The organism is Pseudenhygromyxa sp. WMMC2535, assembly GCF_011083025.2.
Genome location: NZ_JABJWV010000001.1, coordinates 3,398,383 through 3,412,451 on the forward strand (window position 1 = coordinate 3,398,383; position 14,069 = coordinate 3,412,451).

The following is a 14,069-nucleotide window of genomic DNA, read 5'->3' on the forward strand; positions in this document are numbered from 1 at the left end:
CTCCTAGAGCGACTGCTAGCCGCGGAGCAGCAGCTGGATCGCCGCCAGCATCGCGAAGCTCAGCAAAATCAGCGCGGGCATGCGGTCTTCGAGGTCGTCACGCCGGGTCAGTGAGCGCCAAGGCAGGCCGGGGAGCGAGCCCGTACGCAGCTTGGGCCGAAGTTTCTCAGCGCCTACATAGTCCATGTGATCAGTCTCCCGCGCTTTCGCGTATCCGCAAATTTTTGGCAGAAATTCGCGGCCCACGAGCGCTGCGCCGTGGGTCCTGAGGCGCGTGCGCGTCTGCCCTCGCAGCGCGTGGTCCAAAGGACAGGATGACAGGCTCGTCGCGGTGAGTCAGATCGTCACGTTTTCACGGACCGTGCTGAATCGTCACGGCCTGTGTTCCTGGTATGAAGGCCCCCATGACCGACGGACCCTCGGAGCTCGTCAAGGACACGGCGCGGGTCTTGCTTCGCCACCTTCGTGACAACCCGGAGGGCGCGAGCAAGGAGGTCTTGGCCAACGTCGCCGGGGTCTCCCATCCCTCGATCCAGCGCGCCTTGACCTGGCTGCGAGACGCCTGCGACTCCCCGGTGGAGTTCGATCGCTCCCAGGGCCGGTGGGTGCTCCGAGACTCTCTGTTCACGCTGCCGCTGAGCGATCCCGAGCCGGCGGATCTGTCCGCTGTGTTGTTCGCGGAGGCTCTGCTCGCGCCGATCGCCGACGAGGAGATCACGGTCCGCCTGCGCCGGCTCTCCGAGCAGATGGACGCGGAGATCCGCGAGCGCGGCGACTTGCCCAGCGCGGGCGCGCGACCTGGCAGCCTGGTCGCAACATTGACGACGGGCAGCCGCACGGACCCGCGGGTGCTCTCGGTGCTGCTCGGCGCCGTCACCAAGCAGGTCGTGCAGATTCGCTATGCCAGCCCGTGGAGCGCCGAGGGCGGCGCGAGGGTCCACGACGTCGAGCCGTGGCAGTTGCGTCTGCACGACGGGAACATGTATCTGCGCGCGTGGTCGCGGACCCACGCCGACGCGCGCAGCTTTCGGGTCGCGCAGATCGAGGCCGCCGAGGTGATCGCGGGCCTGTCGCCTCGAGAGCCGGTGCCGAGTCAGGATAGGATCTGGGGAGACCACGACCCTGCCTTTGGCATCGATCAAGATCGGCCCGGGACGGCGACCTTGCGGATTCGCGCCCCAATGGCGCGCTGGGTCCACCACAATGTCTGGGACCCCGGGCAGGAAGATCGCTGGATTGAGCAGGGGGAATTGCTCGAGCGAAAGGTGGCCTATCGCTCCTGTCGAGAGCTCGCCCGGCGGCTGCTCTCGATTGGAGACGCGCTGGTCTCGATCGAGCCGCCCGAGCTGCGCGAGGCCGTCCTCGGCCACGCACGAGCGATCCTCGCGGCTCTGGCCTGAGCCTCGCATGGGCACGGGGTCCCGCCTGGCGGCGGGTCGAACGCCGGGCGGGCCTGCTAAATTGGCCTCCCCGTGCCGCGCGCGAAATCTACATGATCCCACGAAAGGTGGAGTGTGTGTGTTTTGCGCGACCGATCAATCAGCGACCGGGAACATCTCGATTGTCCACCGTGATGAATTCGCCCTCGGGCATGCGCAGGGCGACGAGGGGGCCGCCGCGACCTGCGGCAAAGTCGAGGCAGGCGGCGTTGCGGCCCGGCCCGGCCCAACTTGGATGCCTTGGGGTGAGTAAGCCAGACCACGGCCACCAGTAGTGGCCAAAGACGGTCTTCGGCGCACGCTCGGGGTAATCACGCCACCATGGAATACGCCGAGTGCTGCGGACGTGGCCATTTTGGTCCTCGTAGGGCGCACAGCGCTCCTCTGGACCCTTGATGTAGCGTTCAAAGATTGGCTCGAGATCGCCGCCTGGGGCGCTACGACGCAGGATGTCGGGGTCTAGGCGGGGCGGGAGCGAGCGCGTCGTGTCCTCGTCCCAGTAGGCGTGAATGACACGTAGCGGGCCGTCTGGGAGCATCAGCTGCAAGTGCGTGGGTTGCGATTCAATGAAGCTTCGGGCGCGATCCCAGCGCGCGGAATCGACCTCGATCTGCGCCAACGTAGTCGCAAACTGTGCCCGGTTTTTCTCACTATGTGTGCGCAAGCCCTCGACCCAGTGCAGGGCGTTGAGTTCGTGGTTGCCGATGATCATGGCCGCGCAGCCGTCCTCGACCATGGCCGCGATGCGCTCACAGCAGCCGAGGGGGTCGGGCCCACGATCGAGTAGATCTCCCAGGGAAATCAACGTTCGGCCGCCAGGGTGGCCCCAGCGCCCGGCTCGTCCGCCGCCGCCCTTGCGGTAGCCCAGGCGCGCGATGGTGGCGTCCAGGGTCTGGATCATCCCGTGGACGTCGCCGATCAGATCGAATGATGGCTGCACGCCCGGAGCATAGCAGTCACCCGAGATACCCTGCACTTTGGGACAGCCAGGTGGGCGTCCGGGCGGTGTGGAAGGCGGCCGAGACTATATCCATAGTTGCCACGTAGGGCCACTTCGAGACGCTCTGCCTGTCCGAAAGGTCAAATTTATGGCCACTTGGACATTGTGCCCGATCGTCAACATTCAGTGGGGTGTTCCAATTGCCAGTGGTGCTCAAAAAATGGGAGACAGATGTTCGTGTTGTGATTCGATTGTGCTATGGTCTGTGCGTGTCCAGTTTCGAACGTGAATTCAACTCGGCTGTGGAGGCTGTGGAGCGCGACGTGTTCATCAACCTCGTCCTCGAGAACCCGCAGCTCACGCTCGCCGAATTGACCAAGCTTGGAAAGGGTAAGTTTGCCAACTTGCTCAGCTCCGTGTCCGTTGGCGACATCCTCGAGGGAGGGCGAGCTGGCGGGACGCGTTCGGCAGCAGAGGGCAACACCACCAACAACAAGAAGAAGAAGCGCAAGCAGAAGACCAAGCCGGTCAATACGCGCACGCCAGAGGGCCGCAAGGCCTATGACGCGGCGGTGTTTGCGGTCGTCGAGAACGCGGAGCGGCCCATCAAGGCGCCGGAGATCACGGCCGAGGTTGGCGGCACCGCGCTGCAGGTGCGCAAGTCCCTCGCACGTTTGATCGACCGTGGCAGGGTCACCTGGGAGGGCAAGGCCCGGGGGATGCGCTACAGCACCGTGGAATTCGAGGACGACGACGAGATCGAGGACGACGAGGACTAGGAGCCCGTGGTGAAACCCAACACGACACCTCGCTTGGTCTTTTCGCCGAGGGCTTTGTCGCCAAAACTGACAGTACGCCCGGTACAGCGGCGTTTTGGCTCCGCGCCCTCGACGAAAATCCCGGCGCCAGGAGCCGCGCTGGGCTTCACCACGGGCTCCTAGGAGCCGTGTCCGCGGCTTGCCTCGCGGCTCGCGCGAGGTTATGTGCAGGCGTGCATTGGTGTCAGAGCGCGTCACGAGAGGCGAAGCGCCCGCGGTGTGAGGCATCGCGGGCGTCGCTGCGAGAGCTGCGAGAGAAGACCTGGAGCGCAGCGTGGCTGCTGTCGGCGGCGCTGGTGCTCGTCTGGGGCTGTGGCGGGGGCGTCGAGGGGGAGGGCCCCGGCGCGAGCGCAGCGGACGCGCAGGGTGCTGGAGACGGCCCTGGCGCCCAGGAGGACCCTGGCGCGCTCGTGGGCTACGATTTGCGCCGACTGCGACCGCGCCAGGGGGAGCGCCTCTCACAGATGTTCGAGCGCGTCCACGGCGAGGCCACCGCCGAGGGCAAGCGTGTATTGGTGCTCTTCTCCGCCGACTGGTGCGAGCCCTGTAAGCGCCTGGATCTCGAGCTCGGGAACATGCACCCGCGCTCGATGATCGGCGACGTCCGGGTCCTCGAGCTCAAGGAGGAGGACTGGAAGGACGCCGCGCGCATGGACGAGTTCAACGAGCTGCGGCGGCGCTGGGAGCCGGCCCTGGGCACCTATCCGCTCGCGGTGCTCGTCGACGCCGAGGGCGGGCGAGTCGATGAGATGAAAGAGGCCAAGGAGCGCCTCGAGGCCGAGGGGGTCGACGCGACCTTGCCTCTGTGGCTGGAGAGCAGTCGAGACCGAGGGGTCTAAAACCACAACGATTCGATTGCAGCCTCTCGAGCCGAGGCGTCGATTATGAAGTTTCTTTGAGCTCACTGTGCGCGCTTCGCAGCACGACAATAGGGCGACCCACTCGGGTCGCCCTATTTTGTCGGCGCTTGCGCCTCGCGTTGGGGTGCACAAAGAGTATGCGCACAACGCGGGGGCAGGCCCGGGGGCCCGCTCCCTTTTGGGATTCGGGCCCCCTCGGTACTCAGGACAGGTCGGCCGCGCGGCGAGCCAGCCACAGGGTGACGAGGGCGTTGGCGGCGAGCCACAGCCGGTCCCAGCCGGCGCCACCGGGGACGCCCTGGATCAGCGTGGGCAGCACGACCGCGCCGTGGGCCAGCAGGGCCGCCCAGCCGAGGTTGAGCCCGGCCAGGAAGGCACGAAGTGAACGGACCTGGAGGAGGACCAAGGTCAGCAGCGTGGGCAGCAGCGCCGAGAGCATCAGCCCCGAGCCCATCAGGCCCGCGCTGGTGCCCGCGGCGTAGGCCAGCGGGGTGACGAGGACGCCGGCGGCCAGGGCGACGCCACCGAGCAAGCTCGCGCCGCCCAGCAGCTTGCGCGCGGCGCTGCGCGGCGCCTGGTCCTGGCCGTGGCTCTGGCCGCGGCCCAGGAAGCCCAGGCCGGCGAAGCTCAGCAGGCCCAGCAGGCCGGCGAAGCCCAGGCGCTCGCCCTGGTAGTCCGCGCGCGCGGCGATCACCGCCGCCTCGGCGTCGATCAGGCCCGCGCCGTACTCCTTGTCCCAGGTCTTGCCGTCGGGGTGGTGGGCGGTCTCCTTCAAGATGCGCTCGACCTCCACGGGGTTGTCGACGCCGGCGGAGACGATCAGCCCAGCGACGCCCGCGGCGTGGGGCGAGGCCATGGAGGTGCCCTGGAACCACAGGTAGTCGTTGCGCGAGGGGTCGCCGACCATGATCGTGTTTTGGAGGACGCCGCCCTCCTGGCCGAACTCCTTGCTCTGGTCGCCGCCGGGGGCGGAGATGTCGAGATCCTTGCCCCAGTTGGAGTAGAACGAGCGCTTGCCCGTCATGCCGGTGGCGGCCACGGCCACGGCGCCCTCGTAGGACGCGGGGTAGGACACCCGCGAGCGCCGCTCGTTGCCGGCCGCGCAGATCACCGTGGTGCCCTTGTCGTGGGCGTACTTCACGGCCTTGGCCATGACCCGCGAGGGCAGCGGGCCGCCGAGGCTCATGTTGATCACGTCGGCCCCGTTGTCGGCGGCGTAGCGGATCGCGTTGGAGATGTCTGCCACCGAGCCGCCGCCGCTGGCCCCGAGCACCTTCAGGGGCATGACCTTGGCCTGGTGGGCGACCCCGGCCACGCCCACGCCGTTGTCCGTGGCCTGAGCGATGGTCCCGGCCACGTGGGTGCCGTGGGCGTGGTCGTCGAGGCCGTCGGGCAGGCCGTTGGCCACGAAGCTCTTGCCGGCGACCATCTCGACGCCGGCGAGGTCGGGCACGGCCTTGGCCTCGACGTTCTTCCAGCTGAAGTCCTTGTAGGCCACGCCCGTGTCGATGACCGCGACCGTGGCTCCCTGGCCGCGGGTGTGCATCCACGCCTCGGGAACGTTGATCGCGTCGAGGTGCCACTGCTTGGGGTAGAGCGGGTCGTTGGGAGAAAAGCGCGGGCGATCCGGGCGCTGCACGTCGGCGTCCTCACCCGCGGCCCAATCGCCATCCCCGTCCTGGTCGAGGGCGATCAGCGCGTTGTCGGGCAGGCTGTAGGTGAGCTCGGCCTCGATCCCCTCGATGAGGTGAGCTTTGGGGTGATCCGCGAGGCTCTCCTGGAGCCTGGCGAGCTGCTCGGGGCTGCCGTGCACACGCCACAGGTGCTCACCTTCGGCGTAGAAGCCGGCCGGCTCGGCGGGCAGACCGAGGGAGTCGACGAGGGCCAGGAGCTCGGCCTCGCTGCCACCTTCGCCGTCCTCGGGCTCGACGAGATCCAAGAGCAACTGGCGGCCGTCTTGGTCCGGGCCGGCCGCTAGCTCGGCGGCGATCGATGCCTCCTGGATGTCCTGGGCGCGCAGACCTGCATCGGTCTCGCGGTGTTGCCAGGCGAGCAGGCAGGTGAGGCCGAAGAGGGCGGTTCCGGCGAGGACGACTCGGGGACGGGAGGTGTTGCTCATGATGGTCTCGGGGCCGGCGCGCGGAGGCAGCCAGGGCTGCGAAATTATAGGGCGCAGCGCAGCTTCGTGCACGGTGTGCGCTCGCGTGAGCGGCGCAATCCCTGGCTTTTGGGTGGTCCGGGTTCGTGATACTGATGCAACGCTCTTCGGCCGGGCTGATCAGGCAGTTCGACACGAAGCGCGAGGGATCAGCGATGAAAGTAGGCATCCCCAAAGAGGTCTTCCCGGGCGAGCGCCGGGTGGCGACGACACCCGAGACGTCCAAGCGCTTGCAGAAGCTCGGCTTCACCGTGCTCATCGAGGCCGGAGCCGGCGCCGCCGCCGACTTCTCCGACGCGGCCTACGAGGCGAGCGGCTGCACGGTGGTCGAGGGGGCCGAGGCGCTGTGGTCCACGGCCGACATCATCCTCAAGGTCCGCGAGCCCATGGAGCACCCCGGGCTCGGCAAGCACGAGGCCGAGCTCCTCGACGCCTCGAAGGTGCTGATCTCCTTCATTTGGCCGGCACAAAACGAGGCCCTGGTCGAGCGCCTGAAGGCGACCGGGGCCACGGTCCTGGCCATGGACGCGATCCCCCGGATCTCTCGCGCGCAGAAGATGGACGCGCTCTCGTCCATGGCCAACATCGCGGGCTACCGCGCCGTGGTCGAGGCCGCCCAGCACTTCGGGAGCTTCTTCACCGGGCAGTTCACGGCGGCGGGCAAGGTGCCCCCGGCCAAGGTGTTGGTGATCGGGGCGGGCGTGGCGGGCCTCGCGGCGATCGGCGCCGCGCGCGGGCTGGGTGCCATCGTGCGGGCCTTCGACACCCGTCCGGCGGTCCAGGAGCAGGTCGAGTCCATGGGCGCCGAGTACCTCCCGCTCGAGTTCGAGGAGGACGGGACCGGGGCCGGCGGCTACGCCAAGGTGATGTCCGAGGCGTTCATGGACGCCGAGCGGGCGCTCTTCGAGGCGCAGGCCAAAGAGGTCGACATCATCGTCACCACGGCGCTGATCCCCGGCAAGCCCGCGCCCTTGCTGATCACCGAGCAGGCGCTGAAGAACATGCGCGAGGGCTCGGTGATCGTCGACCTCGCGGCGGAGCGCGGCGGCAACTGTCCGCAGGTCACGGCCAACGAGGTCACGGTCGTGCACGGCGTCAAGCTGATCGGCTACACCGATCTGCCCAGCCGCATGCCCAACGTTGCCTCGAACCTCTACGGCAACAACCTCTTTCACCTGCTCGACGACATGGGCGGGGCCGAGGGGTTCGAGGTCGACGAGGCCGACGAGGTCGTTCGCGGCGCGCTGGTCCTCAATAAGGGCGAGCTGCGCTGGCCGCCGCCCAAGATCGAGCCCTCGCCGCAAAAGAAGCCCGAGGCACAAAAGCCCGAGGCCCAAAAGCCGGCGGCGGTCGAGCCGGCGGCCAAGAAGAAGTCCAGCCACGGCCACGGCCACGCGCCCCCGGCCGGCGAGCCCAAGTGGTGGCCGCTGATCCTCGGCGGCCTCGCGCTGATCGCCGTGGGTTGGGGCGGCGGCGAGGACTTCCTCAAGCACCTGACGGTCTTCGTGCTCGCCTGCTTCGTCGGCTGGCAGATCATCTGGAACGTCTCCCCGGCCCTGCACACCCCGCTGATGTCCGTGACCAACGCGATCAGCGGGATCATCATCATCGGCGGCATGCTGCAGATCGGCGGTGAGATGGGGGATCCAGCGGTGATCCTCGGGGCCGCCGCCATCTTGGTGGCCACCATCAACATCGCCGGGGGCTTCTTGGTCACCCAGCGCATGCTCAAGATGTTCCACAAGTAGAGGCACGAGGACGACATGCTGCCCGCCGGACTACTCACCGTCGCTTATATCGCCGCGAGCGTGCTCTTCATCCTCTCGCTCGGGGGCCTGTCCAACCAAGAGAGCGCCCGCCGGGGCAACCTCTACGGCATCCTCGGCATGCTGATCGCCGTGGCCGCGACCGCCGGCTACATCGTCGGCGCCTTCGAGGGCCACGCGCCCTTCGAGCTCGGGGCCTCGGGCGTCGGCCTGCTCGCCGCCGCGATCTTGCCGGGCGCGCTGATCGGCGCCTACATGGCCGCGCGCGTGGCCATGACCTCGATGCCGGAGCTCGTCGCGGTCCTGCACAGCTTCGTCGGCCTGGCCGCCGTGCTCGTCGGGATCTCGAGCTACATGGCCCCGCTGCACGCGCTGACGGGCTCGGAGCAGCTGATCCACGAGATCGAGATCTTCATCGACGTGTTCATCGGCGCGATCACCTTCACCGGCTCGGTGATCGCCTTCTTGAAGCTGCGCGGCTCGCTCTCCGGCAAGCCGCTGATGCTCCCCGGCCGCCACATGCTCAACGTGACCATGGTCGTGGCCTGCGTGGTCATGGGCGTGCTCTTCGTCGGCCACGACGCCCACGGCGGGCTGCTCTACCTGCTGATCATGACCGCTATCGCCGGGATCATCGGCGTGCACCTGGTCATGGCGATCGGCGGCGCCGACATGCCGGTGGTCGTCTCGATGCTCAACAGCTACTCGGGCTGGGCCGCGGCCGCCGCGGGCTTCATGCTCGAGAACGACCTGCTGCTGGTCACCGGCGCCCTCGTCGGCAGCTCGGGCGCGATCCTCTCCTACATCATGTGCGCGGCCATGAACCGCTCGTTCATCTCCGTGATCCTCGGGGGCTTCGGCACCGACAGCGGGGGCGGGGCGAGCAAGCCCAAGGAGAGCGACGGCAAGGGCCGCGACGACACCGTGGAGTTCTCCGTCGAGGACACGGTGACGATGCTGCGCGACGCCAAGAGCGTGATCATCGTGCCCGGCTACGGCATGGCCGTGGCCCAGGCCCAGCACTCGCTCTCCGACGCCATCAAGATCCTGCGCAAGGCCGGCTGCGAGGTCCGCTTCGGCATCCACCCCGTCGCCGGGCGCCTGCCGGGGCACATGAACGTGCTGCTCGCCGAGGCCAACGTCCCCTACGACATCGTCCTCGAGATGGACGAGCTCAACGACGACTTCCCCGAGACCGACGCGGTCTTGGTGATCGGCGCCAACGACATCGTCAACCCGAGCGCCCAGACCGACCCCGACAGCCCGATCGCGGGCATGCCGGTGCTCGAGGTCTGGAAGGCCAAGACCGTGGTCGTGATGAAGCGCGGCATGGCGAGCGGCTACGCCGGCGTGCAAAACCCGCTCTTCTTCCACGAGAACACGCGGATGCTCTTCGGCGACGCGAAGAAGAACGTCGACGCGATCCTCGGCGAGCTGCGTTAGGAGAGGTCTCAATAGCGAGCCCCGCGCCGGAGATCGCTCCGGGAATTGTCGTGTGGTTTCGATCCTTTGCTCTGTGACCAGGTCTTCGAGTTGGCGTCCAGGAGCGAGAGGGGTAGTCTGAGCAGATGGAGCGCAAGCCCGAGCAGGAGTCAGCTTCGGTTTCTCAGGCTGAGTTCCGAAGCGATCCCAAGAGGGTCGTCCACCAGGCCATCCAAGAGGGGCGAGTGCTGATCAAAAACGATCAAGGTCGGGCCGTTGCAGCGATCAGTGCGCCAAAAAAGCGCATGCGCGTCAGCTTCGATTGACGAGATGTGCTGGTGAGTTCGAGCGAGACCAGCCATGAGCAGGTCGTCTTTCGAGACTGGCTGCGTAGAGGTCAGCTCACGGGTTGTGCGTTCGCTGCTCACTTTGCGGCTTCCGAAGAGGGGCTGCTGTTTTACGAGCTCTTCGACTCGGCGGTAGACCCCGCTGCTGTCGCGGACTTCTTGGACGAGGCAGGGCAGAGCGGGCGAGTCGGCGTGTTGCTCGGCGTGAACCTCAGAGGCGATGACGAGACCGCGTCATTCTTGGGGGCGCTCTCCAGCCACCCTCGGTGGGAGATCTCGGCGGACCCTCAGCTCGCTAGAGACGGCCGGGAAGTTGGCGTTCGGTCGACGTGGACCACTTCGGAGGGTCTCAGGACTGACGCGATGGGATTTGCGCCGTCTGCGTTCATGCCGGTGAGCCGACGTGCGCCCTATCTGGCTCTGGCAGCTTGGACTGGCGGGCACGCCAACGCTCAGCTCGAGCGGCCCAAGCACGGCGAGGTCGGCATGGGCGACGCTCCTCCTCCACGAGATGTCGACTACGAGAAGTCCATGGATCTGACCCATCGTTGGTCGAAGCGAGTCAGGGAGCCATCCGAGATCGGCCACAAGCTGCTGAGACGTCTGAGCTTTCGCCTGGACAAAGCCGCCGTCGAGCGCAGCTTTCCAACGCTCCTCGGGGGCCTCTGAGCGCTCGGGCTTCAGCCCTCTTTGAGGCGCTTGATCAGCGCCCGCATCCGCGGCCCCGCGGTCACCAGATCGTCGCGGGTCTTGATCGGCATGAAGCGGCGCTCGCGGTCGACCTCGAAGTAGTGGGCCTCGAGGTGCTCGGTGGACTGGCCGATCAGCTGCTCGAACTGCACGACCTCTATGGGCTCGCGCCCGGGGACGGGCACGGTCTTGCGGACCGGGAACCAGTCGAGGTCGAAGTCGCGGTCGATGGCCGAGAGCCAAAACCACAAGGTGTTGGTGTTGAACTGCGGGTAGCGCTGCATGTCGCAGTCCGGGGGCAGGCGGAAGCCCTCGACGATCACCGGGCGCCCGGCGATCACGGCCACGCAGCCGCCCTTGTCGCCCTCGCGGTCGACGACCTCCACGCTCATGTGCGCGCCGGCGTCGATGGCCTCGATGTGCGCGCCGAGCAAGATCGGGTCGAGCTCGGCCCCGAGGTTGTCGACGTTGGCGACCAGCACGTGCTCGACGCCCTCCTGGCGCAGGGTCCGGAGCACGCCGCTGGCCCGAAAGCGCAGCAAGGTGTCGCCGTGGCCGGGCGCGGCGTAGAGCAGCGTGTCCGGGGCGTTGGCGTGCTCGGGCAGCTCTTGCAGGGGCACGCCCTCGGGGGTGACCCGCGGCATCACCGACTGCGAGAAGGTGTGGCGCATGGCCTCGGGGATCCCGGCCCAGTCGATCTCCCGCAGGTAGCGCTCGCTCGCGGCCTCGGTCGCGAAGCTGTGCATCATGATCACGGGGACGTGCGCGTCGTAGCGATCGATGAGCCGCTTGATCTGGGCGAGCTTGACCCACAAGAACGCCTCGCTGCCGTCCTCGGAAACGGGGACGACGCCCTTGGGGACGCCGCCGAAGCGCGTGGCCATACCGCCGTTGAGGATCAGCACGGCCGCCCGCCCGTGGCGCAGGGCTTTTTGTCCGCGCTCGGCGAGGTGTGCGAGGTTACGTTCGCCGGCGCTCAGGCGTGGGCCAAAGGTGCGGAAGTCCAGCAGCGGCGGGCGCCGCATGGACGAGAGGGGATCGGGCGAGCGGGGCAGCTTGGTCGTGTGCTCGCCGAGGTAGCCCGCGCGCAGTCGAGAGCGCAGCGCCTCGAAGGCCGCGATGTCAAAGGCGTAGTCCGCGACCGAGGGGCGAAGCTCCACCTGTGATCAAATATCACTGGGGATGTGAGCTTGACCAGTACCTTCGGCACTCGGAGACGACCAGGGACTGTACATCGTTCCAGTCCAGAGGTCATGACTACTCTCCCGTGGAGCGAGTCTGGACTCGCTGCGCGATTGGGCTGCGACATGCTACCAATCGGTCGCCCACGCCGAGCCGCCTGGACGGCCGTGCTCGGCGCAGAACCTCATGTCCGAATCTGTCATCGTCATTAACGCTGACGGCCCCGAAACCCGCGTGGCCCTGATCGAGAACGGCATCCTCACGGAGCTCTTCATCGAGCGCGAGCGCGAGCGCGGCATCGTTGGCAACGTCTACAAGGGCAGGGTGCTGCGCGTGCTGCCGGGAATGCAGGCCGCCTTCGTCGACATCGGCGAGGAGAAGGCCGCCTTCCTCTACGCGGGCGATATCGCCGCCCCGGGCTCCACCGTCGACACGGTCGACGGTGACGGAGTGCCGCGGCGGGGATCGTCCAAGGTCGGGAACATCGCGGACCTCGTGCACCCGGGCCAGGAGATCCTGGTCCAGGTCGTCAAGGACCCGATCTCCAGCAAGGGCGCGCGCATCACCTCCTATATCTCCCTGCCTGGTCGCAACGTGGTGTTCATGCCCACGGTCAGCCACGTGGGCATCTCGCGGCGGATCTCCAGCGAGCGCCAGCGCAGGCGGCTGCGGCGGATCGTCGACGAGATGCGGCCCAAGGGCAGCGGCTTCATCGTGCGCACCGTCGCTCGCCACGCGTCCTCGGCCCAGGTCCGCGCGGGGATGGACTACCTGATCCGCCTGTGGGCCAACCTCAAGGCCAACGAGCGCCTGCACCGTGCGCCGGTGCTGCTCTACCGCGACCTCGACCTGATGCTGCGCGTGGTCCGAGACCACCTCTCGCCCGAGTTCGCGCGGGTGATCGTCGACGACCGCGTGGCCTACGAGCGGCTCAAGCGCTTCGTCGGCGCGTTCTTGCCCGAGTACGCCGACCGCATCCAGCTCTTCACTGGCCGCGAGGGCGTGTTCGACAGCTACGGCATCGAGCTCGAGATCGATCGCGCGCTCGAGCGCAAGGTCGACCTCAAGAGCGGCGGCTCGCTGGTCTTCGACCAGGGCGAGGCGCTCACGGCGATCGACGTCAACACCGGGAAGTTCGTCGGCAGCAAGGGCAAGACCCTCGAGGAGACGATCACCCAGACCAACCTCGAGGCGGCCGACGAGATCGCCGAGCAGCTGCGCCTGCGCAACGTCGGCGGGCTGATCATCATCGACTTCATCGACATGGACCGCGAGTCCAACCGGCGCAAGGTTTACCGCCGCCTGCAAGAGGCGCTGCGTCGGGATCGCGCCAAGGCCCACATCACCAAGATCTCCGAGATGGGCTTGGTCGAGATGAGCCGCAAGCGCACGCGCGAGAGCCTCGAGCGCCGGCTGGCCACGACCTGCGAGGTCTGTGGCGGCAAGGGCTACCACAAGAGCCCGTCGACGATCTGCTACGAGGTCCTCCGCCAGATCCGCCGCGAGGGCGAGCACCTCGCCGGCGACCTGATCACCATCACGGTCCACCCCGACGTCGCGGACCTGATGAACGGCGCCGAGCGCCCGGCGGTGGACCACACCGTCAAGCGAGTGCAAAAGGCGATCGAGATCCACGGTCGCAAGGGCTTTCACCCGGAAAAGTTCGAGATCCGCGGCAAGAAGGCTCGGCGCACCGGCGCCAGCGAGTAAGCTGAGGGCATGAGCGAGGACGGGTCCGAGCGGCGGCGAGACGAGCGGGTCGATATCAACCGCGAGTTCGACGAGCTCGACGTCGCCCCCTCGGGCGCGCCGGGCTCGACCTGGGTCTCCAACCTCTCGATCTCCGGGGTGTTCGTTCACACCCTCGAGCGCCCGGAGATCGGCGAGCAGATCGAGCTGCGCTTCACGATCATGCTCGACGACCCGGTGATCGTCGACGTGTTCGGCAAGGTCGTGCGTCACTCGGAGGACCCTCCGGGCATGGGCGTCGAGTTCGAGTCCGTCGACGACGAGGCCCGCGAGGCGATCGAGTCCTCGCTCGAGCGCCTGCGCCCCCGCGACAGCGGCGCGCCCCTGGGCCTCGCGCGCTTCGTGCCGCCACCGCTGCCCAGCCAGGTCGCGGCCGCGGCTGCGGCTGCGACCGCGGCTGCGACCGAGGAGGACGACGAGGACGCGACCTCGGTCTTCCCCCGGCCCGCGCCGGTGCGCCTCGAGGGCCCAGACGGCGAGGATGACGAGGATGACGAGGTCACCTCGGTCTACACCGGGACGCCCCAGGCGCTCGACGAAGCGCCCACGCTCCCCCTGGAGCGCGACGAAGACTGAGGTCGCTGAGGTCGCTGAGGCGGAGCGAGCGGGCCTTCGACCCCCCGAGTCGGCCGGGTCGGTCGCGGCGCTCGCTGCCGCCGCCGCCGCGGGTGTTGTGTTTGCGAGGCGCCGGGGCCACA

The 14,069-nt window shown here is 67.8% G+C and carries 13 protein-coding genes; 9 read left to right on the plus strand and 4 right to left on the minus strand.

The annotated features are described in order from the left end of the window. Nucleotides 1-15: 15 nt before the first annotated feature. Entirely contained in the window at nt 16-186 is a 171-nt protein-coding gene (locus tag G6O69_RS13175) for a hypothetical protein (protein ID WP_172303853.1), read from the minus strand. A gap of 218 nt (nt 187-404) precedes the next feature. On the opposite strand from G6O69_RS13175, the gene G6O69_RS13180 reads away from it, so the two are divergent. Beyond that, entirely contained in the window at nt 405-1,400 is a 996-nt protein-coding gene (locus G6O69_RS13180) for a WYL domain-containing protein (RefSeq protein WP_172303854.1), read from the plus strand. Nucleotides 1,401-1,539: 139 nt separating this feature from the next. On the opposite strand, the gene G6O69_RS13185 is transcribed toward G6O69_RS13180, so the two are convergent. Further along, on the minus strand, nt 1,540-2,379 hold the full coding sequence (locus G6O69_RS13185) for a metallophosphoesterase (protein WP_172303855.1): 840 nt from the start codon (nt 2,377-2,379) through the stop codon (nt 1,540-1,542). 269 nt (nt 2,380-2,648) lie between these two features. On the opposite strand from G6O69_RS13185, the gene G6O69_RS13190 reads away from it, so the two are divergent. Both G6O69_RS13190 and G6O69_RS13195 read left to right on the plus strand, forming a co-directional pair. Then, nucleotides 2,649-3,158 carry a hypothetical protein gene (locus G6O69_RS13190; protein ID WP_172303856.1) on the plus strand — a complete coding sequence of 170 codons (510 nt, stop codon included), beginning with the start codon at nt 2,649-2,651 and terminating at the stop codon, nt 3,156-3,158. Nucleotides 3,159-3,325: 167 nt separating this feature from the next. Beyond that, nucleotides 3,326-4,036, plus strand: coding sequence for a hypothetical protein (locus G6O69_RS13195; RefSeq protein WP_176396811.1), 711 nt, complete (start codon nt 3,326-3,328; stop codon nt 4,034-4,036). A gap of 223 nt (nt 4,037-4,259) precedes the next feature. Here G6O69_RS13195 and G6O69_RS13200 read toward each other — a convergent pair whose 3' ends face one another. After that, the gene (locus G6O69_RS13200) at nt 4,260-6,248 is read right to left on the minus strand and encodes a S8 family peptidase (protein ID WP_176396812.1); all 1,989 of its coding nucleotides are present in this window, start codon (nt 6,246-6,248) and stop codon (nt 4,260-4,262) included. 62 nt (nt 6,249-6,310) lie between these two features. On the opposite strand from G6O69_RS13200, the gene pntA reads away from it, so the two are divergent. From pntA to G6O69_RS13220, 4 genes are all read left to right on the plus strand, one after another. After that, nucleotides 6,311-7,963, plus strand: a complete 1,653-nt coding sequence (gene pntA / locus G6O69_RS13205) for a Re/Si-specific NAD(P)(+) transhydrogenase subunit alpha (protein WP_255215773.1) — start codon at nt 6,311-6,313, stop codon at nt 7,961-7,963. Between the two features lie 18 nt (nt 7,964-7,981). Further along, nucleotides 7,982-9,424 (plus strand): NAD(P)(+) transhydrogenase (Re/Si-specific) subunit beta, encoded by a 1,443-nt coding sequence (locus G6O69_RS13210; RefSeq protein WP_172308221.1) that lies wholly within the window; start codon nt 7,982-7,984, stop codon nt 9,422-9,424. Between the two features lie 125 nt (nt 9,425-9,549). Further along, a complete protein-coding gene (locus G6O69_RS13215; RefSeq protein WP_172303859.1) occupies nt 9,550-9,729 on the plus strand; it encodes a hypothetical protein in 180 nt (59 codons plus the stop codon). Nucleotides 9,730-9,741: 12 nt separating this feature from the next. Then, entirely contained in the window at nt 9,742-10,419 is a 678-nt protein-coding gene (locus G6O69_RS13220; protein WP_172303860.1) for a hypothetical protein, read from the plus strand. Nucleotides 10,420-10,430: 11 nt separating this feature from the next. Here G6O69_RS13220 and G6O69_RS13225 read toward each other — a convergent pair whose 3' ends face one another. Continuing rightward, nucleotides 10,431-11,600 (minus strand): UTP--glucose-1-phosphate uridylyltransferase, encoded by a 1,170-nt coding sequence (locus G6O69_RS13225; protein WP_172303861.1) that lies wholly within the window; start codon nt 11,598-11,600, stop codon nt 10,431-10,433. Nucleotides 11,601-11,808: 208 nt separating this feature from the next. Between G6O69_RS13225 and G6O69_RS13230 the strand changes: the two genes are divergently transcribed. Both G6O69_RS13230 and G6O69_RS13235 read left to right on the plus strand, forming a co-directional pair. Continuing rightward, nucleotides 11,809-13,332, plus strand: coding sequence for an Rne/Rng family ribonuclease (locus tag G6O69_RS13230; RefSeq protein ID WP_172303862.1), 1,524 nt, complete (start codon nt 11,809-11,811; stop codon nt 13,330-13,332). Nucleotides 13,333-13,341: 9 nt separating this feature from the next. Next, nucleotides 13,342-13,947: a PilZ domain-containing protein gene (locus tag G6O69_RS13235; RefSeq protein WP_172303863.1), complete on the plus strand. Its 606-nt coding sequence runs from the start codon at nt 13,342-13,344 to the stop codon at nt 13,945-13,947. Nucleotides 13,948-14,069: the final 122 nt, after the last annotated feature.